We start from the raw sequence: 21,966 nt of genomic DNA, 5'->3' as shown, positions 1-21,966 counted from the left end.
ATATGCTTGGGGTCGATATTGGGACAACAAGCACAAAAGCAGTATTGTATCGTGAGACGGGCGAAATAGTGGCACAGGAGAACAATGGTTATGAGCTAAGTACACCAGATGTTTCAACAGCTGAGCAAAGCCCGGAAGAAATATTTTTAGCTGTCCGCCTATCCATTAAAAATGTGATGAACCATTCAGGCATTGATCCTGATAACCTATCGTTTGTATCGTTCAGCAGTGCCATGCATAGTGTGATCGCCATGGACGAAAAGAATCAGCCTCTGACCCGTTGTATTACGTGGGCAGATAACCGTAGTGCCCATTGGGCTAAGAAAATCAAATCAGATTTGAACGGGCATGACGTTTATTTAAGAACAGGCACACCAATTCATCCGATGTCCCCATTAAGTAAAATTACATGGATACAGCACGATAAGCCGGAAATTGCGCAGAAAGCCAAAAAATACATTGGCATTAAAGAATACGTTTTCTATCAATTGTTTGGCGACTATGTAGTAGATCACTCCATTGCATCAGCAACAGGGATGATGAACCTTAAATCATTGGAGTGGGATAAGGAAGCCTTGGAAATCGCAGGGATTTCAGCAGACCAATTATCACGTCTTGCTTCCACGACGGAGATTCTAACTGGATGTGACTCTGATTTAGCTCGTGAGATGGGTATTAAAACGGATACGCGCTTTGTTATCGGTGCTAGTGACGGCGTTCTTTCTAACATTGGTGTAAACGCCATCAAGGAAGGGGAAGTTGCTGTCACCATTGGGACAAGTGGTGCCATTCGTACCGTGATCCCTGAGCCAAGAACAGATGCAAAGGGCAGAATTTTTTGCTATGCCTTAACTGAAGATCATTGGGTTATTGGTGGTCCAGTCAATAATGGTGGCATGGTGTTGCGCTGGATTCGTGATGAATTTGCAGCAAGTGAAGTAGAAACGGCAAAACGCTTAGGTGTCGATCCTTATGAGGTTCTGACGAGGATTGCTAGTCGTGTTGAACCAGGCGCAAACGGGTTACTCTTCCATCCATTCTTAGCTGGAGAGCGTGCACCGCTATGGAATGCAAATGTTCGCGGTTCCTTTATTGGATTAACCTTAAATCATAAAAAGGAACATATGGTACGTGCAGCATTAGAAGGTGTCATCTTTAATCTATACTCTGTCTTTCTAGCATTGGTAGAGGTCATGGATACCGATGTAACGGCCATAAAGGCAACAGGCGGCTTTGCCAGATCAGAGTTATGGCGCCAAATGATGGCGGATATCTTTGATCAGGATGTTATCATCCCGAAAAGCCATGAGTCATCTTGTCTTGGTGCCTGTCTATTAGGCCTTTATGCCGAAGGGAAAATTGACTCCTTTGATGTGGCAGAAGACCTAATCGGCTATACAAACAAACATGAGCCAGATAACGCACACGCGGAATCTTATCGTGAATTGATGGCCATTTTCATACGGATCTCTAGATCTTTGGAAGATGAGTACGAGCAAATCGCTAAGTATCAAGAAAAGCGTAGTGCGTCGCTTAGAAACGTAGCGGATGGAACGAATCAACTGAGATAAAGGAATCACGGTGAGGTTACGAGCCGATGATGACTTATCGTAGGGCGATACGTGAAGCCGCCTAGTTTCTGACGCACGGAGCTAGACAAGAAAAGCGCAGTGCATTTGAGAAAAAACAATAAAACAATAACACTTACTAACTAGATTGGAGCTGAATGTTGTGTCTGTAATGGAAAATCTCACACCCCTTTTTATCGTAGCTTTAGGGGTTGTCGTCTTATTACTATTAATTATGAAATTAAATTTAAATACGTTTATTTCGCTAATCGTTGTCTCGTTTTTAGTGGCTTTAGCATTAGGAATGCCACTTCATGAAATTGTTAGTTCAATTGAAGGCGGGATGGGCAATACACTTGGAGACATTGCGCTAATCTTTGGGTTTGGTGCCATTTTAGGTAAACTCATTTCTGACGCGGGTGGCGCCCAACGTATCGCGCTTACATTAATTAATAAATTCGGGGAAAAAAATATCCAATGGGCCGTCGTAATTGCCTCCTTTATTATTGGTATTGCCCTATTTTTCGAGGTTGGTCTAGTATTGCTAGTTCCAATCGTTTATCAGATTGCAAAACAGCTAAAAGTTTCTACCCTTTATTTAGGGATTCCGATGATTGCAGCGTTATCTGTGACCCACGGATTTTTACCACCACATCCTGGGCCAACAGTTATCGCCCAGCAATACGGAGCAAATATTGGAATGGTCTTAATTTATGGTTTAATCATTGCACTCCCAACCGTGGTTATAGCGGGTCCGCTATTTACCATTGTTGCAAAAAAACTTGTGCCGGATGCCTTCCAGAAAACCGGGGATATTAAATCATTAGGTGAAGTAAAACAATTTGAAATAGAAGACACACCAGGTTTCGGGATCAGCGTATTTACGGCTATTTTCCCAGTTATTCTTATGGCGTTCGCCACGATTATTGATTTGCTGCAAGATGTCTGGGGCGTTTCAGACAATCTATTTTTTGAAATTGTTCACCTGGTCGGGGAGCCAACTCCTGCATTGCTTTTATCAGTGTTGCTAGCTATATACACAATGGGCATTGCACGAAGCATTCCAATGAAAGATGTCATGAAATCTGCAGAAGAATCCATTCGTTCCATTAGTATGATGTTACTCATTATTGGTGGTGGCGGTGTCCTTAAACAAGTACTTATTGATGGTGGTGTTGGCGATTCTGTGGCAGAATTATTTGAGGGTAGTAGTATGTCACCAATTCTATTGGCATGGATTATCGCTGCAATCTTAAGAATTTCCCTAGGCTCAGCCACAGTAGCCGCATTAACAACAGCAGGACTCGTGATTCCGTTAATGGAAGGAACAGATGTCAATCTAGCATTAATGGTTTTAGCAACAGGGGCCGGTAGTGTAATCGCCTCACACGTAAATGATGCAGGATTTTGGATGTTCAAGGAATTCTTTGGTCTAACCATGAAAGAAACCTTTTCCACATGGACTTTACTAGAAACCGTGATTTCCGTTGTGGGTCTAGGCTTCATTTTACTACTAAGTATATTTGTTTAAAGGATGTGTCATAAATTGAATTCAATAGGTGTATTTGGTCTCGGTGTAATGGGAGCAAACCTTGCAAAAAATATGGTGAACCACCAAGAGAAGGTTGCTGTTTATAATTACACGCCGGATCTAACAGAAAATTTCATTGCCGAATTTCCAAATGAAAATGCGGAGGCACATTACGAGCTTGAAAGCTTTATCGCTTCTTTAGAGAAGCCAAGAAAGATTTTCATGATGGTGACAGCAGGCCCTGTTGTAGACTCTGTTATTAAATCAATGATCCCTCTACTCGAAAAAGGGGATATCATCATGGATGGTGGTAATTCCAATTTTCAAGATTCCAACAGAAGATACCATGAACTTAAACGTGCAGGACTTCACTTTTTAAGCGTGGGTGTTTCTGGTGGCGAAGAAGGGGCACTTAACGGACCAGCTCTCATGCCAAGTGGCGACCTGGCAGCATACAAACAGGTTGCTCCAATCTTGGAGGGAATTGCTGCACAGGTTGATGGAAAGCCGTGCTGCACCTATTTAGGGAATGAAGGATCAGGGCACTACGTAAAAATGGTCCATAACGGAATTGAATATGCGGACATGCAATTAATCACGGAGGCTTACCAATTCTTACGAGAAAAGCTGGGACTTAATGTAAACGAAATTGCAGATGTGTTTAAATCATGGAATGAATCAGAGCTGGAAAGCTATCTGATCGAGATTACAAGCGAAATCCTCACCCATGTGGATGAGGAGACGAAGCAGCCAATGATTGATGTCATTCTTGATAAATCCGGCTCAAAAGGTACTGGTAAATGGACAAGTCAAAATGCTTTAGATGTTGGTGTACCACTCTCCATCATCACAGAGTCCGTATTTGCTAGATATCTTTCCGGACTAAAAGAAGAACGCGTTTTAGCGGAATCTGAATTAACGGGTCCATCTATTATAGATGAGGAAATCGACAAAGATACATGGCTCAACTTAGTTAAGGAAGCACTTTTCATGGGAAAAATTGCGGCATACGCGCAAGGCTTCCATCAATACAAACAAGCATCTGACCACTATGGATGGGAATTGAAACTCGATGAGATCGCGTTGATTTTCAGAGGCGGCTGTATTATCCGAGCTGATATCCTTAATCCGATTAGTGAAGCCTTTAAGGCAGATCCTAACTTACCAAACCTATTGCTTTCCCCTTACTTCAAGGAAAAAGCAGGTAAATACCAAGCGTCACTTCGTCAGGTTACGATGAAGGGCATGGAAAATGGCATGTCCTTACCTTGTTTTAGTGCCTCATTAACATACTATGATGGCTATCGTGCTTCTCAAAGTGGAGCCAATATGATTCAGGCACAGCGTGATTATTTTGGTGCCCATACGTACGAACGGAAAGACAAAGATGGAATTTTCCATACGGAATGGTATTAGGTGATTAAAAACTATACCTGATTGCTAGTAACCGCTAAGAATGTAAAGAGTAATATAAAAAGCCAAGAGTCTATAAAAAAACTAGCTCTTGGCTTTTTTGTAATTATCATTTCCATGATTTTAGTAGTAAACTGAAATTTTATTAATATATAGGTTAAACCATACTCGTCTCCGAGAGTGTAATATCCACCTCTTGCCTTTTGCTCAATTAGCCTTTCCCCGATCGAAAAAACAATATGAAAAGCATGTTTGTACTTATCCACCAATCGATAACCTCATTGTCATTCATTCTTCTATTTCCATTAGCTTCTTTTCTTAGATTTTCTATACGGTCGTTTGTGATACTTCTATAAATATCTAAATGATAACACACGGTGATTCCCCCCTTACGTTGTTTTACCTGTTTCTCAACAACTGGGAAGGCTTCAGGTCGGCATGGTGACAGACATATCCCCGAAATCCACTCACTTATAAAAGCAAGCATACTTTCAGGTGGTAATACCAATTATTTCAACTTCTGTTTATAGGGTGTGTGTTCAAAAAAATTTTACCGGACTTTTTGAACAACCTATACTAAAATCACCTTATTTAACGCATTCATCATAATGCAGCCTCCTTTCACCATTAGCTATCGCTTCATATTCATTAACTCACGAAACAACCTTACCAAACAAGGGAAAGAATGGTTATAACCATTCTTTACACCCTCTATCCTTTAGAAAAAATATGGGGTTACTATAAGCAACATGAAAAAGCGTGATGAAAAGATGCCACTTTTTCACCACGCTTTCCTTAATTCAACTCGGCTTTTCCTATGAACGTTTTTACGTTTCATCGCAAATATTACGCGTTTTATATATGATCTTTCGAATGCTGTCTATAGACAAATTGTACATCTGCTCTAGCTCTTCAAGGGAGGTTCCCTCTCTAGACATCTTAAAAATCTCTTCATTTCTCTGGGCAATAATCTCCCGTGAACCGTTTACTTCTCCCCATCCCGCCCGTTGACTTTTTTTCTTGGGAATGTAAATCAGTTCTCCCTGAATATATTTCTGCATTTCTTTCAAAAGGTTAGGGGGAAGAACCTCTTTTCCATTTTTGTATTGCACGGTTTACGTCCTCCTTCAAAAGGTCTCCATTGCTACGGTGTTCAAACAGATTCCAATTAATCATCAAACTTCATCTCCTTTCTTCCAGTTTTTTTATTTCTACTTCTTTGTCTTTAAGTATAATCGACTTTTTCAGTTACGGAAAGATGCTAATTTTCCGAATAATAACGAGATAATAAATGGGGTCGCTTAATGCGACCCCAAACGTTGAGATTCCCGCTATGCGGAAATCACCTCAAATTCTGCGTAATTCATAATCAGCCTCCTTTCACAAGAGTCTGTCGGTCCGACACCCTTATTAACTCATAGGACAGGCAGTAAGCACAAGGGAAAGAATGATTATAATTGTTTTTTGCCATCAATACCCATGGCGTAAAATAGAAATCCGAGATGTTTTTGTCAAACCTTGTTTGGTCATTTTACCATCTTTCCATTTCCTTATGTTTACTGAACCCTAACGTTTACCCTCCCTTCCAATTAGGGTACTTCTATAACAAAGCGTTATAAAATACATGGAGGGATATAATGGAATATATTAATTTAGGAAACTCCGGTCTTCGTGTACCGAAGTATATACTTGGAACGATTCCATTTAGTGGTACAAACGGTTTTGAACCTGCTGGAGATGTAAAAGAAGAAGAGGCCCACAAGATGGTAGATATTGCATTGGACGCTGGCATCAATATGTTTGATACAGCAAACCTTTATTCTCGCGGTGATGCTGAACGGGTATTAGGTACAGCAATCAAAGGGCGCCGAGATGAAGTGATATTAACCTCAAAAACAGGCTTCCCTCTCAGCGATGATCCGAACGCTCGTGGTGCTTCCCGAATCAATCTAAAAAACTCCATTGATGCATCATTAGAGCGTCTTGGTACAGACTATATTGATCTTTATTTTGTTCACTTATGGGATGGACGTACACCGATTGAAGAAACGGTTGAAACCATGACAGAACTCGTAAAATCCGGAAAAATTCGCTACTGGGGTGTATCCAACTATAGTGGTTGGGCGTTAGCTAGAACGCTATCGATCGCCGAAAAACCTGGCTATATTGCGCCGGTTTGTCAGCAAATTTACTATACACCAGAAGCACGTGAAGCGGAATATGAGCTACTACCAGCAGCGAGTGAAATGGGCATTGGCTCCATGATTTGGAGCCCGCTTGGTGAAGGCCTGCTTACAGGCAAAATTGATCGCAATAACGGTGCGCCGAAAAACACAAGACAGGGCGAGGGATGGCCAGAGCCTTGGGTAATGGATGATGAAAGATTATACAACGTCATAGACGCCTTAAAAGAAGTAGCTGAAAAACGCGGAGCGAGCGTTCCGCAAATCGCACTTTCTTGGGTAAAAGATCGACCTAATATTGGGCCTATGGTCATCGCAGCCCGAAACGAAGAACAATTACGGGAAAATATTGACTCCTATAAAATAAAGTTAACAAAGGAAGAGCATGACAAGATTGAATCTGTCGCACGTCCGGCACCAATCTATCCTCTATGGCACCGTGTAATGGCTGCCATGGAACAAGGATCGCCTTCTGAAATGCCATATTTAGAAGAATATAAAAAAACATTAGGTATTTAAAAGAAAAGGCATTGGGTATCGACCCAATGCCTTTTGTGTATCCTTCATTACTCATGTTTATTACGAAGTGAATTGATATGAATACCTAACTCCTCTTTTTTCAAATAAACTATTCTAATCATTTCTCCTGAATCAGCATAGTATTTAAAAAAGACCGGAGAGGGGAAATAAGTATGTATTATCCATATGTAAATGCTTATAGGCAAAACACGCCCAACGAGCATAACGGATCAAACCAGGTTATGACGGTAATAGGAAATGGATCCGTTTCCGTGCAGCCTGACGTTGCGAATGTAGAACTGGGAGTCATGACAGAAAACGTCTCCCTCCTAGAAGCTCAACAAGCAAACGCCACTGCCATGAACCAGGTTATCGAAGCACTGTTACGATTCGGGGTGCCCCGGGAAAACATACAAACCACTAGTTATACAGTGAACCCACGTTATGACTTCATTGAGGGGGAACAAATTCTTAGAGGGTACCAGGTAACAAACATGATTACAGTGGAGATAACAGCAATCGATCAAATTGGGAATATATTGGATGCAGCTGTAGAGAGTGGAGCAAACCAAGTCAACTCTATTCAATTCACCGTCCAAAATAGCGACACATACGAACAACAGGCACTCCAGGAGGCATTAGCCAACGCCTATGATAAAGCAAACGCGATTGCTACATCTATGAAAGTAAACTTGAACCCCATCCCTTTCAGAATCGAAGAAAGAACAGATACGATGCCAGTCCCTTTTTCTAAACTAGCCTTGTCCGCAGAAGCTGGAGCAACACCTATAGAGCCAGGACAGATTGTCATTCGTGCTACATTGGAAGTAAAGTTTCGCTATTAATTTTCTTAGCTACTATCGGGAGGTGAGAAGCTGTTATCACAAGTCATTCTTTTCCCTTTCTTGCTGATACAGCTTCTGCATTTTTACATACAGAAGAAAGAAAATGACACCAATACTTGTTACAGAAAATAAAATGAACTTTTCAATAGTCGTTTCAAACATGGTCTCCCCCCTAATTAGATGACCTTCTCGGAATGCTAATTCGGGCCAAATCTTTCGTTCCATGAAAAATAATATGCAGTACAGCGAGCAATGTAATAATATTGAAAAACGGGCTTACATACAATATCAACCAATCATAAAAGAACTTCGAATCTACTATATTATATGCCACATCACCCAGCTTTTTGCTGTTTGCCTCAAGGAACGTTCCATCTGTCAGAATGAATACAATTTGCATCACAACAAAGCCACCTATTGTAATGACCCATTTTCGGATAAGATTCTTTGATCCTTTCTCTTTCTTTTTCCCCATATGCGCACTCCTCTCTACTTGGTTAAAAATCAGATGATGCTTATCACTCATATAATTCTATGCTAAAGTTAATAGTAACGAATAACAACCAGCAATACTTGGAGGCTGACCCATGGAAGAGACCGTTTCATTAAGAGAACTAAAAGCATACGTTGAAAAGAAAACAAGCAAGAAAACGATTCTAAAAGTAATGTGGAATGATCAAGAGAAGATTACCTTGCTGATCACACCAAATATGAAAATTAACTCCTTTTTTCTAGATGAAAAGGAAGGTTATGTGTTTTATGACCTTGAAGGGAAACCCATTCAGCAGGCCATCCCCTGTGTGTTACCTGAAGCTGCCATCCATGGAGATAAGGTAAACCTTACGAAGCAGATTAAAATTATGGATCAAGCACTATCTAAGCAAGATATGGCGCTTTTAAAAGCGTAAGTACCTCTATCTAAAGAGAGGCATGGTCACTCCACTGTCTTTCTACTTAAATCTTCATAAAGTGAAACTACAATCAGTGGAGGTTTTCGTTTTTTCCCCACTGATTGTTAGCTGAACGAATCGGGGTGTTAGCGACCGAGCATATCTAGTAGACGACTTCTTTTTTATAGTTACTTTCCATTAATGTAGCACATTAATTAGGAAAGGTGGATACTTTGAAGGCTTCTGATAAAATTAAGTCCCTAATTTGATCTAGTACAACCTCGCACACAAAACTTCTGCTACACCATTAAATGCATCATCTCCTTTTAGCAATGAATGCCCCTATCCCGGATATCCATATGAACAAAAAGAAAAAGATCCATAAGTAAAGCAGTGGGACTTCTTCATTCCCTAAAAGCGTAAAGATCGTCATCCCAATGAATAAAACTGCTAGGAAGATATGCGAGGTGAATGCAAAAAAGCGAAATACATTGCGCGCTACTCGTTCATCGGCTTCCGGTACATTGTCCTTTTTGCGTTTTTTCTTGATCACTTCTATCACTGCTAGAATGACTGCCGCAACTAAACTACCAACTACAACCTCATAAGGGAATTCTCCATTAAAAAGATAAACGAGAGATGCTCCCAAACTAGCCCCAATTGCAGTACATACAATAATAAAAATCCCTCTCCATTTCTCGAAAAACGCTACCCACTTTTTCCTTTCATTTGTTTTCACGTTTCATCCTCCTCTAAGATAAAGATTTCTTCTATAGGAACATCAAAATAATCTACTAGCTTTAAAGCTAATTCTAGGCTCGGATTATATTTATTTTTTTCAATGGCATTAATTGTTTGGCGTGTAACTTGAAGATCCTCTGCCATTCGAATTTGCGTGATCCCTTTTTCAATCCGGATCTTTTTAATGTGATTGATCACTCCCATATGTTCGACCTCCATGTCATGGTAAAGATATCTTTACACGTAGCATAGCAAAGTTATCCTGATACGTAAAGATATCTTTACACATCTTTTGGTCTCTTCCTCGCTTCCGATGAAAGTAAGTTTATCACCGGTTCAGAATATCGTGTTGAGGGTGGACAGCAAACTAGTTAATAGGAAACACTTTAATGACGAAGCGCGGGAGGTATCCTTCTCCTAGTAAAAAAAGCATCCATCCCCTTGATGTGACCCCCAAAAGTTAGAGTTTTATATTAAGCAGCTGATTGGCTGGTGTGAATACGGTATTGAACCGGACTCATGCCTGCCAATTTTTGCTTAATACGTTTCGTATTATAATAATTGATATAGTCTTCAATTTTCTTATTTAATTCTTCAAACGAGCACAGTTCCTCTCCATGATACATCTCCTGTTTCAATAAACCAAAAAAGTTCTCCATGGGTGAATTATCTATACAGTTTCCTTTTCGCGACATACTCTGGAACACTTTGTTTTCCTTAAGTGTTTTTACCCATTTTTTATGTTGATAATGCCAGCCTTGATCAGAATGAAGAGTCGTTCTATACCTTGCGTCTTTTACGATTTCTAGGGCTTCCTCTAGAGGTTTAAGCACAAGTTCTAAGGTTGGGCGCCTACTTACCTCATATGAAATAATTTCACTGTTAAACATATCCATAATGGGGTTTAGATACAGTTTCAAGCCGCCTAAACACTTAAATTCTGTAATATCTGTTGTTAACTTTTGATGACATACATTTGTATAAAAACGACGATGAATGCGGTTTTTCGCAACAGTGCCAACAGTCCCTTTGTAAGAGCTGTACTTGCGTGATTTTCTTCTAAACTTATCTCCTTTAAGTTTGAGTTTATTCATGATACCTTGAACCTTCTTATGATTCACTTTAAACCCACGGTTTCTCAGCTCAAGGTGGATACGACGATAACCATAATTGCCATGATTTTCTACGAAAATTGTTTGAATACAACTTTCAAGTTCCTGATCTGGATTCTTCTTTTTCATTTGCTTTATATAATAGTGGTACGATGATTCAGGAATACTAACGATCTGCAGAACATCTTTTAATCGGAATTTTTCTTTGAGTTCGAATGATAACGCTGCTTGTGCTTTTCGAGATAACTTTCCGGATCTATCTGAAAAGCTTGCAACTTTTTTAAGTACTCTACCTCTAAGCGTAGAAGTTCGTTTTCTCTTTCCAATTTTTGTTCATACGTCATTTCACTTTCTTTTATGTGTTTGGCACTACTATCCTTAGCTTTATCAGACATGGGTGGCCGTCCTTTCGGTCTATCCAAGGCTTCAGCACCACCCACTAGAAAAGCTTTCTTCCATGAAGCTAGTATAGGAGGGTTTGTTAGCCCGAATTGAAGGGCAGTTTCTGTTTCTGAAGCACCTGTTCTCTCCATAAATCTTAATACATCCAACTTGAATTGAACAGGATAAGTTTCCTTATGATTTTTCCTCGTTAATCCTTTCGCTCCGAATTTCTCATATACTTTTACCCATCTCTTAATTGGGGTACTATCTTTCATATTATATTTCTTAGCCAAAAGCTTATATCCTAATTTCCCTTCTTGATATTCTCTCACTATCATTAGTTTAAACTTCTCACTATATTTAGCCATAAATAAACACCCCAAAAGTCAGATTTTACTCTAACTTTTGGGGTGCAGTACACCTCAATAATAAAGGGGAGGATGCTTTTTTCTATTTACTCTTCACCGTATTGGTTTTCTTCAATAAATATAGAAGATATGGTGCGCCGATTAAGGAAACAATGATCCCAGCTGGTATTTCTTTAGGTGCAAGGACAAAGCGACCAAGAAAATCAGCAGATAACAGGAGTATCCCACCGACCGCTAAGGTTAACGGCAATAATCGTAGCAATTTAGGGCCGACAAGCTGCCTTGCAATGTGAGGAGATAACAGTCCAACAAAGCTGATCGCACCAACAATTGACACACAAATAGCCGATAAAACCACACCTAGCACAATCATTAATAATCTTATACGATCTGTTTTAACCCCAAGACCAATCGAAACGGCATCCCCAAAGGACATGATCTCAAACGTTGTAGCCAAGGAAACCACAATTGGAAAAATAATAATCATCGCAATGATGAAGATGATAAAGTGACCCCAGCCCACGCCATAAGTGCTACCAGCTAGCCACGTTAGGGCCTGTGTAGCATGCACGTTGGCCTTTACCAGCAAAATCTGAATGATGGCAGCACCAACAGCAGAAATCGCGATCCCCATTAAAAGGAGAATCATAGGTTGGAACCCACTACGTGCACTAATTGCGAGTACGATCCCCATGGTAATAAGGGCACCAAGTAATGCACCGATTGGAACGAATATAAAAGGAGCTTGTGGGAAAACGATGATAAACAACATGGCAAACACACTAGCTCCAGACGTTATTCCAAGTACAGAAGCGTCCGCAAGCGGGTTTCGCAACACCGTTTGCATCAAAAGGCCACTTATTGCCATCATCATGCCGACACCGAAGCTAACAAATACACGCGGCACACGGATGTCCCAAACAAATGTGTTATACATGATTTCCTGCGGTAATTCTAGCAACTTCGTAAAACTGGTTCCACCGAAGGATAGACTCGTCATCACAATTAGTAATGTTACAACGGCAAGAATGGGATAAAACAGTTTGTAGCGCGTGATACGTATTTTGCCTTCTAAGGCGTTCCCTGCCGCGCGTGACTGGGAACTCATTTTCAATGCTAAGTAAACAAGCCATGGAGCTCCAACAATTGCGGTCATTGCGCCGACAGGCAGTTCAGAAGTTTGCGAGATGATACGTACTAAAATGTCTGCCGCGATTAACAAGCTGGCCCCCACAACAATGTTGCCAAAGATCATGGTGCGATGCATTCTGAAACCCATTAAGCGGACTAAATGTGGCGCTATAATACCAACAAACCCAATTGGCCCTACAACAGTTACCGTAACCGCCGCTAGCAAAATAGCAATTGCCCAGCCTAGAAGCTTGCTTAATGTAATATTTTGTCCCAGCCCAATCGCTGTTTCATCACCTAATAGTAAAATATCAAATCTTCGACTTACAATAAGTGCTACGACAAGGGTAATCAGGATCCATGGTGCAGCAAATTGCACCCCACCCCAGTCTAGTTGTAAGAGGGTACCTGCCCCCCAAAGGAAAAGCCCTGAAACTTCATTTTGAAACAATAGCTGCAATGCACTTGTAAACGAGGAAAACAACATCGTGACAATCATTCCAGTTAATGCAATACGCACAGGGTCTAGCGACTTTCCGACAAGGAACGTTACACAGAGAGCCGCTAATATACCACCTGCCATGGTAACTGCAATTGGGGAAGCCCCGCTAATGCCTGGAAAGAAAATCGTGAAAAAAACGACGAAAAAGTAGGCACCTGCATGGATACCTAGCGTACTTGCACTGGCAAGTGGGTTTTTCGTCATCGTTTGCAATAGCATTCCAGCTACCGCTAATGCAGCACCCGCCAAACAACCAATCACAAAACGGGGCATACGACTATGTAATAAGAAATTCATTTGTTGATCATCGTGCCAAACCTCTGTCCAAAATGCAAAAAATCCACCTGAAGCTTGTCCCTGGCTCACGTGAATGAGCCCAAGGACAAGAAACAATAGGATACTTCCAATAGAATATAGCGTAGCTTTTACATTCATAGCCTTATTTCACGAGTGCTTCTTCTACATGCTCAATCAACGTCTCCATTGATAAAACACTACCAAATGTCCACACTCCTGCTCCTACATCATACATTGCATCTTCTTCTACAAAGTTTAAGCCGTTCCATGCACTGTTTCCTGACAAGTTGTCAAACAACGGATCATCCTCTTGCACCGTATGGATAAAGAGCGCCTCATCATAGTTAGATACACCTTCTACATTCGCTTCAATAAACCCACTAGATTGTGGTTCCTGATCCTGGATTTTATTGGTTAGTCCTAGACCTTCCAATACATGGCTCACAGTAGAGTTTTCAGTAAACAAGCGGAAGGTAGGTGCTTCATTTACCGTATATGCTTGTGTAAAGACAAAATCCTTCGTTGGTAAATCCGCCGCTTCAATATTCTCGGCTGCTGCAGACATTTTTTCTTCTAGATTCGTAATATGTTCTTCTGCTTCTTGCTCTTTTCCAACTAACTTAGCAGTTTGCTTAAATGTTTTTAACATGTCTGCATATAAATCCCCAATTGCCTCATCGGTGGTGTTTTCATACATAACGACCGGAGCAATTTTCTCTAACTCTTCTTTTAGTTCGCCTTGATACCCCTTCATGCCGATAATGACATCTGGCTCAAGCTTCGCAATTTCTTCAATATTCGGCTCTGTTCTCAGTCCGACCTCTGTTACACTATCATCTAACTCCTCATCAATGGTTACCCATTTATTAAATCCTTCAATATCCGTAACCCCAACTGGTTGTACACCAACAGCTAGTAATTCCTCAACAATACTCCACTCGATTGCAACAACTTTTTGTGGTGCCTCATCAAACTCCTGTTCACCAAAACCATCTTCAATTACAATCTTTTCACTTGCTGTATCTTCTGACTCGGATGAGCTAGTATCCTCTTCATCTTTTTGCATACATCCTGCTAAAACAAGAACCCCTACTAATAACATAAATAAGATCTTTTTCATTTCTTATAACTCCAATTCTGCGTATATTTTTTTGTTTTTCGTTTTAAATGACTCATGATGGGAAGAAACCATCGCTGTTTTAACAGCAGTTGGCTCAATAAATTGCTTTGCACGGTTTACAGCATTCGCTGCATCATGAAACGCACCGGCAATTAAATGAACTTTTCCATCATAATTAACCGCATCTCCTGCTGCAAAAATTCCCGGAACTGAAGTCTCTGCCATGCTGGTTCCTTGAATTCCGAATTCAGGATGCATTTTAATATCCACTTCACTTTGCTGCTGTAAATCGTTTTGACTATCATAACCGTGATTAATAATCACTTCCTCAACTGGAAGCTGTTCTGACCCATCCAAGGTTACACTTTCAATATAATCAGTACCATTCAACCCTGTAATAACAGATTGATAGATTACATCTACGGAACTGTTCAAGAGTCTTTCAATTTCTGCTTCGTGGCCTGATAGGTGATCCTTACGGTATGTGACATACACCTTTTTCGCAATTGGCTCTAAAGTATTTGCCCAGTCAACGGCAGAATTTCCGCCACCAGAAATCAACACTACTTTATCTTTAAAACGGGCTAAAGATTTCACCGTATAATGTAAATTTGTTTGAATGAATTTCTCTTCACCTGCCAGGCCAATTTTTTTCGGTGTTAAAATTCCACTACCTGTTGCGAGAATAACCGTTTTACTGGTATGAGTCTCTCCTGTTTCAGTAGATAAAAGGAACCCTCCACCTTGTTGTGAAATCCCTTCCACTTTTGAATTGAGCACAACAGTTGGATCGAAAAGAATAGCCTGTTCAGAAAGTCGCGTAATAAGTTGCTCACCTAAAAGTGGTGGCATTCCTCCGACGTCCCAAATCATTTTTTCTGGGTACGCATGTATTTTTCCACCTAGCACAGCCTGGCTGTCAATGAGTTTCGTCTTCATGCCACGCAACCCGCTATAAAAAGATGCGTATAAACCTGCTGGACCAGTCCCTATTATGGTTACATCATACATGGACTATGCCTCCTTCATGCCGTACGAAAGACATATTGGATTTTGGCTAAATGGACAGACTGTCAGCATCGCCTGAATTTGGAACACATCCTGCAGATTCGGTGCTGTCATCACTTCATGTGGTGCACCTTGTTGTAAGACTTTTCCGTCTCGCATTGCAATAAGGTTATGTGAAAATCTTGAAGCATGGTTCAAGTCATGTAATACCATCACAATGGTTTTGTTCTGTTCTTTATTAAGCTTATCCAGCAGCTGTAAAATATCAAGCTGATGGGCCATATCTAAGTATGTTGTCGGTTCATCCAGAATGACGACTTCGGTATCCTGAGCAAGTGCCATCGCAATCCAGACACGTTGGCGTTGGCCGCCAGATAACGCTTCAACTGGACGGGCTTCTAAGTCCGTTAACCCGGTTGCTTCAAGAGCCCAGTCGATCGCATCCAAGTCTTCCTGCTTTTGTTTCCCAAACTTTGACTGATGAGGAAAACGACCGTATGTAATCAGTTCTCTCACCGTTAAACCAGCAGGTGCTTCCGCTGATTGTGGCAAAATAGCCATTTTACGAGCTATATCTTTTGTAGAGGTTCGACTAATAGCTTTTCCATCTAAGTAAATCGCACCACTATTCGCTTTTAATATTCGGGCAATTGTCTTGATTAATGTAGATTTCCCACATCCATTCGGGCCAATTACTGTCGTGATTTTTCCTTTTGGAATGGTAAGGTTTAAAGAATCTATAATAAGTGCATCACCGTATCCGACTTGCACATCTTCTACCTGTATCATGTGTTCACCTCAATTGATAATGATTATCATTACTACTGATACTATAGGTATATGTTTAATTTGTCAATTGAATTCGCAAAGTTTTCACTGTTTTGTAGGAGTTTTCTCACAAGTCCGAAAAAGTTCCCTTATTTAACTGGGGAGCTTATTGCAGGCGGGCGCAGTTTTCTCGGCTGATGTTTCCTCGTTCTCGGGCGATACACCCACTCCACAGGCCACGGAGCAAATGGAAACATAAAAAAATCTAGCAAGCTGCTAGATTTTCATTCTATAATCTCTGCCGCAGGAGAATTCTCTTCCAATTGAAGGTCTCCTTCTTCAGTATTAATATAATTCACTTCCAGATAGTCTGACTCCTCATCACTTTCAGATGCTGCTTTGAACGATGGGAACGAAGTATATTCTTCATCTTTCCACACCCATATAGCTCCTTTGCCTTCTTCCTTATGAAAGACGTTCCGGGATAACGTATTGTTTTGGTTTGTTGTAAAATAGTTGGCGATAAACAGACGGGAAGATCCTGCAGTGAGAATGTTTTTTTCAATGACGTTATTTCTCGTGTCATGCTGAATTAAAAGTTGCCCACCATCTAGTCCCACCGTGTCATTAAGATACATTGTATTTTGTGAGATGGTAGAATGGATCGTTCCCCCACGTTCCTCGTCATATCCTCCTATTGAAATGCCGGTATAGAAGTTCTCATACACTGTGTTGTTCAGCACTTCAATGTTCTCGGCATACTTCCCAGCATGTTCCGAGGTTACTTCTATTCCAATATCACTCTTATAAATGGTATTCTCTTCGATGATTATATCTTTTCCACCATCCACATAAATGCCACCGGCACTATAATCTTCACCATAAGCTGGATTGCCATATGAGGAGATGTCGTTTATTTCATTGTTTTTAACGATTCCGTTTCTTACATAATCATCATCAGGAGAAATACCTTCATAACCAATTAAATCAATTCCAATATTGTCATTTCGCTGAACGAGATTGTCCTCAACCTTGAAACCATCAATATTCCCATTTAAGACGAGGGCTTCACTTGCACCAAGCTTTGAATCTTCTACCGTATTATGCAAAATATTGATGTCGCTCATGGGGCCTGTGCCATAAACTGCAATACCGTGGGCATTTCCATCATCTGAATGGGTCTCCACAGAGCGTACATGGTTATCTTCCAATGTAATATGACTGCTAGTTCCTGTGACATACATTCCCATTACTGTTTCGTCAGCTAAGTTTGTTGTCAAACCTTCAAGGGTTAAGCCACGTATGGTCACATGATCTTGATTTTCTATTGTGACAAGGGCAGTATCCCCCTCTTCGTTTAGTAGCTTCTCACCGCTGAGCACCACTTTTTCTTGCTTATATGGCTGAAAAACAACAGGTCTTGATTTTGTACCACTGTGCTGCACGATAAGCTTTTCCTTGTACGTCCCTTCTCGTAGATAAACGATTGTTCCTGCTTTCGCCTCTGATGCAGCTTTGTTTAATGTACGATATGGCTGTGATTTGGTGCCATTCTGCTCGTCATTTCCATTAGTTGCTACGTAGATAGCGCTATCTTTCTCTGTAGTCACACTAATTGTTATACCTATTCCAATAATAATTACTGCTGTAAGAACTAGAATAATTATGATCTTTTTCATGAGGTCGCTCCTTAACGAATACTTCATCTATTTAACTCTTAAATGCAAAGTTTTGGCCAGATTTCTCTTTATCATTTAGCCCTTTTTAATGCCATTAAAATAAGTGTGTAATACATATTCCAAGCTTTCATTTATATTAATCGGTATGCCAAATCCTGTCTTTTGCTCTAATGTAGCAAAGCCATGCAGGATGCTTCGCAATCCTCTGATATGATGAATCGTTTCCTTCTCATCTAAATGATAGACTGCCAATAATTCTTTAAATAATTGAACCATTTTATCGCCTGTTTCCTTAACTACCAATATACTATTATCTGACTTAATTAACGTGGCCTCATACAAACCAGGGTACTTATGGGCAAATGCTATATAAGCTTTGGAGATCGCAGAAATTGCTTCAAGCGCTTCTTTTCCCTTAGCGACTTTTTCCATGTTGTTGTATAGGTCGATTATGGCAACCGAAGCTAATTGCTGACGTAAATCTTCTAAGCTTTTAATATGGTTATATAACGAAGGTGGCCGCACTTCTAGCTTTTTAGCTAAAGCATGCATGGTAACAGCCTCCATGCCGCCTTGGTTTGCTAATTCGATTGCTGCTTCTACTAATTTTTGTTTGTTAAGTCCTGGTATAGGTGACAACGTAACCTCTCCTTAATCGATTCTTTGTATATTTTTTTCCGCATTTTTTATAGCGTGGCGTATTTGATTTAAGGGATTCTTCAGCGGCTTTCCGTGGCCTACAGCCAAGCAGGAAGGTTTATATGCTTCAATTTTACGCGCACTTTCAAGTGCCAACTCTTTATTCCATGTAGCGATGGCAGGAAACGGAAATGTCCATCTCATTTGTCCCGCTACAGCTATCCCACCCCGAATTTGAAAAGCATCTCCAACTATCATAGCGTTCGTTCTTGTATCGAGAAAAGACATGGAACCTGGCGTATGACCCGGCGTAGATATGGCTTTTAGAGAACCTATCTGATCACCTTCCTCAATCAGCACATCTGGCTTCGTGTTTATCCCTTTAGGGACGCCTCCACGAATTGGTGTTTGGGGCTCATCTGACTCCAAAGTGCGATTGCCTGCTAATAATTTCGCATCCCGCTTGGATATATAAACCGTTACATTGGGAAGCAGTTCTTTTACATGATCAAGTGAACCTACATGATCACCATGAACATGTGTCAATATTACTTTGGTGATAGGCTTTCCTATTTCCTTTGCGGCTCTTACAATCTTTTTCGCACTATACGGTAACGCCGCATCAATAAGTGTTAACTCATTCTCCTCTTCTACTAAGTAACAATTGACAGGAAAGGTTCTCTTTAAGAACATGACAGGATGAAGTTTTTCCATTGTATAACCCCCTTGTTTTATATGACACGTCATTATAAGTATTACTTACTGTTTAAATACGTACAACAACGTTTGGTTAATTACAACAGCTAAGCCAAATATATAAGCACTCGTAGAAAATCTCATGCTTAATAAGACAAAAAAGGCTAACCCAAAGATCGCAACCTCAAAGCCAAATTTCAGCCAAAGTGGTGCATTGACAGTGGAAGCTGGTGCAAAAAACATTCCCCAGATTACTGCAATGATTAGTGGTACTCCAATCCCCAGTAGAAAACTCGTTATCATTCCACTACCTTTTTGGAATCCCCCAAAACCAATTGCCACTAGTGCGAGAACTTCTAACAGAAAGCGAAGCATTACATTTAAAACCACAGTGAATCCCCCTTTGCCCATGCAACTGTAAATGACATGCTAAAAGCTCTAAGCAAGCTTATAATAAGTACGCTTACCTAAAAACTAATGCCATTAGTTTAATAATATAACTAACAACCTTAGTTTGACAAGTTTTATTGGAACATACTGATAATCATCTGAATTTCGTTTAAGGCCAAGAAAAATAGGACAGCCATGTTAATGACTGCCCTACTAATTATATTGTATCCTCGTGGGTTCGGAATCTGGATAATTAAGAGGCTCTCTAACCCTGTCCTGTTTGCTGCTTCCATACTTCAGCCTTATCTAAAAAACGAGCCATACTTGCTTAAAAATATACCCTTAATGCTTCCCCAATTTATCTAATACCCAGTTAGCTCTAGCTCCATTTTCGCCGGTACTTGGGGATTTAGTATCTACTCCAGTTAATTCTTCTACCATCATTGTTACAAGAGGCTGCTGGACATGCTGGGGACGGTCAAATTTCCATTGCTGCTCTCCAGCTGCAGTTGTTAATACAACTGGATCATCCCCAAACGTAGAGAAGGTAATTTTTCCTTCACTGCCTACAATTTCGTTTACATCCACATTCTCAAAAGCAGCAAAGCACCAATTTCCTACACCATGTACACCAGAATCAAAACGGTACGTACCTGTCACGATATCCTCAGCCTGGTAATAACCAGCCTGATTTGACGCAATTCCATGAACGTCTTTAATCGGTCCGAGTAGAAAATCTAAGATATCAAGTGTGTGACTAGCTAAATCGTAGAATAGCCCCCCACCTGACATTGCAGGCTGCAGTCTCCATGGAAGTTCTTCTCCCTTTTTCACTTCATCTGCTGTTTTTTGATACTGTGTACTCGAAACAAAACGCACATCTCCAATCGCCTTACGATCCAATAATTCTTTTATTTTTAGAAAACGCGGCTGCGCCCTTCGATAATAGGCAACATATAATGGTACTCCGGCAGCTTTACATGCATGAATCATTTCACTGCATTCCTCGAAATCAATGGCCATAGGCTTTTCCACATAAACCGGCTTCCCTGCCGCGGCAACTTTTAACGTGTATTCCTTGTGTGACCCAGGTGGTGTTGCAATATAGACTGCATCTACCTCGGGATCCTGTATAAGCGCATCCGCGTCATCATACCATTTCGGGACATTGTGTCGCTCAGCGTAGTCCTTCGCTAATTCGCCATTACGTCGCATCACCGCTACTAACTCGGAATTCTTCACCTTTTGAAAGGCTGGCCCGCTCTTCACTTCGGTCACATTTCCACAACCAATTATTCCCCAACGAACTTTTTCTAATTTCAAATGAACTCCCCCTTGTTTATTCGCCCTCTTTTTGCAGTGAAATCTTTTTTGTATACAGCAGTATAATCATACCTTTACTTGTGAGGCTACACAAATAAGGTCTGAACCTCAAAGTACTCCGTCAAAGGTACTTTTCTACCTTCATTATGCCACTTATGATAATCTCTGAAAACCTGATGGATATCATGGTTCGCCTTTTCCTCTACGATATATGTAATAGCGAGGAAACTACGCCAATAGTCATACATTATACTACTCAAGCTCCCTTGATAACTAGCACTGCCAAATTCCTCTAAAGAGCGCTCGCCATATTTATCTTTAAATATGTCCACTAGCTCCCTTTCGACATTCGTAATGTTGGTAAACTCTATTTCATCTAATATCAGTTTTCTAGGTAAATACTCGCACATTCCCTCTTCGAACCAGATTCCATCCTCTCGCTCATCATCAAATTCATCCAAAAACAAATCAGAGTGGTGTGTTAGTTCGTGACCCACTATTGTAAATATATGCTCTTCCGAAAGGTTTTCATAAAACGTTTTTACTTTGGCGTTCTCCCGTCCCTCTAGTTGATCAACAAATAATCTTCTCCAGTTTGGTAAATCTGGAGAAATATAAATAAGGTCTTTATTTGTAAAAGCTGGGATTGGTACATTGGAAAAAGTAGTGGTCGCCAACTCTTCCGAAGTCCAAACAATCCCTTTAGGTAAATCTCTTAAAGCAAAATCTTTTTCTAGTACTCTTTGGAACTTCACCAATTTATTACTAAATCGATCAATTATACTCTGATATTTTTCATATTCCTCTTTCTTTTCGAAAGCGTAGATGTGCTTCAATTATTTTCGCCCCTTTCCTTCAC

At 40.5% G+C, this 21,966-nt stretch carries 23 protein-coding genes and 1 pseudogene; 6 read left to right on the top strand and 18 right to left on the bottom strand.

All coding sequences use genetic code 11. The annotated features are described in order from the left end of the window. Positions 1–2: 2 nt before the first annotated feature. From gntK to gnd, 3 genes are all read left to right on the top strand, one after another. Positions 3–1,571: a gluconokinase gene (gene gntK / locus K3T81_RS00570; RefSeq protein ID WP_238017947.1), complete on the top strand. Its 1,569-nt coding sequence runs from the start codon at positions 3–5 to the stop codon at positions 1,569–1,571. 169 nt (positions 1,572–1,740) lie between these two features. After that, complete coding sequence (locus K3T81_RS00565) at positions 1,741–3,099, top strand: gluconate:H+ symporter (protein WP_238017945.1); 1,359 nt, start codon at positions 1,741–1,743, stop codon at positions 3,097–3,099. A gap of 15 nt (positions 3,100–3,114) precedes the next feature. Continuing rightward, a complete protein-coding gene (gene gnd / locus K3T81_RS00560) occupies positions 3,115–4,515 on the top strand; it encodes a decarboxylating NADP(+)-dependent phosphogluconate dehydrogenase (protein ID WP_420830763.1) in 1,401 nt (466 codons plus the stop codon). Positions 4,516–4,723: 208 nt separating this feature from the next. Here the strand turns inward: gnd and K3T81_RS00555 are convergent, their stop codons facing one another. Both K3T81_RS00555 and K3T81_RS00550 read right to left on the bottom strand, forming a co-directional pair. Next, the gene (locus K3T81_RS00555; RefSeq protein WP_238017444.1) at positions 4,724–5,020 is read right to left on the bottom strand and encodes a hypothetical protein; all 297 of its coding nucleotides are present in this window, start codon (positions 5,018–5,020) and stop codon (positions 4,724–4,726) included. Between the two features lie 319 nt (positions 5,021–5,339). Then, the gene (locus K3T81_RS00550) at positions 5,340–5,624 is read right to left on the bottom strand and encodes a CD3324 family protein (RefSeq protein WP_106898299.1); all 285 of its coding nucleotides are present in this window, start codon (positions 5,622–5,624) and stop codon (positions 5,340–5,342) included. Between the two features lie 525 nt (positions 5,625–6,149). Here K3T81_RS00550 and K3T81_RS00545 point away from each other — a divergent pair. Both K3T81_RS00545 and K3T81_RS00540 read left to right on the top strand, forming a co-directional pair. After that, on the top strand, positions 6,150–7,214 hold the full coding sequence (locus K3T81_RS00545) for an aldo/keto reductase (RefSeq protein WP_238017441.1): 1,065 nt from the start codon (positions 6,150–6,152) through the stop codon (positions 7,212–7,214). Between the two features lie 173 nt (positions 7,215–7,387). Then, on the top strand, positions 7,388–8,059 hold the full coding sequence (locus tag K3T81_RS00540; RefSeq protein ID WP_238017438.1) for an SIMPL domain-containing protein: 672 nt from the start codon (positions 7,388–7,390) through the stop codon (positions 8,057–8,059). A gap of 36 nt (positions 8,060–8,095) precedes the next feature. Here the strand turns inward: K3T81_RS00540 and K3T81_RS19435 are convergent, their stop codons facing one another. Continuing rightward, positions 8,096–8,221, bottom strand: a complete 126-nt coding sequence (locus tag K3T81_RS19435) for a hypothetical protein (RefSeq protein ID WP_275949809.1) — start codon at positions 8,219–8,221, stop codon at positions 8,096–8,098. 10 nt (positions 8,222–8,231) lie between these two features. Continuing rightward, the gene (locus K3T81_RS00535; protein WP_238017435.1) at positions 8,232–8,534 is read right to left on the bottom strand and encodes a YfzA family protein; all 303 of its coding nucleotides are present in this window, start codon (positions 8,532–8,534) and stop codon (positions 8,232–8,234) included. Between the two features lie 112 nt (positions 8,535–8,646). Here K3T81_RS00535 and K3T81_RS00530 point away from each other — a divergent pair, with 112 nt between their 5' ends. Beyond that, entirely contained in the window at positions 8,647–8,967 is a 321-nt protein-coding gene (locus K3T81_RS00530) for a hypothetical protein (protein ID WP_238017432.1), read from the top strand. 298 nt (positions 8,968–9,265) lie between these two features. Here the strand turns inward: K3T81_RS00530 and K3T81_RS00525 are convergent, their stop codons facing one another. The 14 genes and pseudogenes from K3T81_RS00525 to K3T81_RS00460 form a co-directional block, all read right to left on the bottom strand. Next, positions 9,266–9,688, bottom strand: coding sequence for a hypothetical protein (locus K3T81_RS00525; RefSeq protein ID WP_238017429.1), 423 nt, complete (start codon positions 9,686–9,688; stop codon positions 9,266–9,268). Next, positions 9,685–9,894, bottom strand: coding sequence for a helix-turn-helix transcriptional regulator (locus tag K3T81_RS00520; protein ID WP_106898306.1), 210 nt, complete (start codon positions 9,892–9,894; stop codon positions 9,685–9,687). The genes K3T81_RS00525 and K3T81_RS00520 overlap by 4 nt, the downstream gene beginning before the upstream one ends. Before the next feature lie 269 nt (positions 9,895–10,163). Beyond that, positions 10,164–11,048: pseudogene (locus K3T81_RS00515) on the bottom strand (IS3 family transposase); the annotation flags it as partial. Continuing rightward, positions 10,991–11,554, bottom strand: a complete 564-nt coding sequence (locus tag K3T81_RS00510; protein WP_238017427.1) for a helix-turn-helix domain-containing protein — start codon at positions 11,552–11,554, stop codon at positions 10,991–10,993. The gene K3T81_RS00510 and the pseudogene K3T81_RS00515, both read right to left, overlap by 58 nt. 82 nt (positions 11,555–11,636) lie before the next feature. Beyond that, positions 11,637–13,622: an iron ABC transporter permease gene (locus K3T81_RS00505; protein WP_238017424.1), complete on the bottom strand. Its 1,986-nt coding sequence runs from the start codon at positions 13,620–13,622 to the stop codon at positions 11,637–11,639. A gap of 4 nt (positions 13,623–13,626) precedes the next feature. Further along, a complete protein-coding gene (locus K3T81_RS00500) occupies positions 13,627–14,604 on the bottom strand; it encodes an ABC transporter substrate-binding protein (RefSeq protein WP_161464163.1) in 978 nt (325 codons plus the stop codon). 3 nt (positions 14,605–14,607) lie between these two features. Then, positions 14,608–15,615, bottom strand: a complete 1,008-nt coding sequence (locus K3T81_RS00495) for an NAD(P)/FAD-dependent oxidoreductase (protein ID WP_238017421.1) — start codon at positions 15,613–15,615, stop codon at positions 14,608–14,610. Positions 15,616–15,618: 3 nt separating this feature from the next. Next, positions 15,619–16,401 carry an ABC transporter ATP-binding protein gene (locus K3T81_RS00490; RefSeq protein ID WP_161464165.1) on the bottom strand — a complete coding sequence of 261 codons (783 nt, stop codon included), beginning with the start codon at positions 16,399–16,401 and terminating at the stop codon, positions 15,619–15,621. 263 nt (positions 16,402–16,664) lie between these two features. Beyond that, entirely contained in the window at positions 16,665–18,059 is a 1,395-nt protein-coding gene (locus K3T81_RS00485; protein WP_238017419.1) for a DUF1565 domain-containing protein, read from the bottom strand. A gap of 75 nt (positions 18,060–18,134) precedes the next feature. Then, a complete protein-coding gene (locus K3T81_RS00480) occupies positions 18,135–18,698 on the bottom strand; it encodes a TetR/AcrR family transcriptional regulator (RefSeq protein ID WP_238017416.1) in 564 nt (187 codons plus the stop codon). Between the two features lie 12 nt (positions 18,699–18,710). Then, a complete protein-coding gene (locus tag K3T81_RS00475) occupies positions 18,711–19,412 on the bottom strand; it encodes an MBL fold metallo-hydrolase (protein ID WP_238017413.1) in 702 nt (233 codons plus the stop codon). Positions 19,413–19,457: 45 nt separating this feature from the next. Continuing rightward, positions 19,458–19,784, bottom strand: a complete 327-nt coding sequence (locus K3T81_RS00470) for a YrdB family protein (protein ID WP_238017410.1) — start codon at positions 19,782–19,784, stop codon at positions 19,458–19,460. Between the two features lie 342 nt (positions 19,785–20,126). After that, complete coding sequence (locus K3T81_RS00465) at positions 20,127–21,107, bottom strand: Gfo/Idh/MocA family protein (protein ID WP_238017407.1); 981 nt, start codon at positions 21,105–21,107, stop codon at positions 20,127–20,129. An 86-nt stretch (positions 21,108–21,193) separates the two neighbouring features. Then, positions 21,194–21,943, bottom strand: a complete 750-nt coding sequence (locus tag K3T81_RS00460; RefSeq protein ID WP_238017404.1) for a hypothetical protein — start codon at positions 21,941–21,943, stop codon at positions 21,194–21,196. Positions 21,944–21,966: the final 23 nt, after the last annotated feature.

The sequence above is a fragment of the Oceanobacillus jordanicus genome (assembly GCF_022095695.1).
Taxonomy (GTDB): domain Bacteria; phylum Bacillota; class Bacilli; order Bacillales; family Amphibacillaceae; genus Oceanobacillus_B; species Oceanobacillus_B jordanicus.
This window is presented reverse-complemented; position numbering and strand designations above follow the sequence as displayed.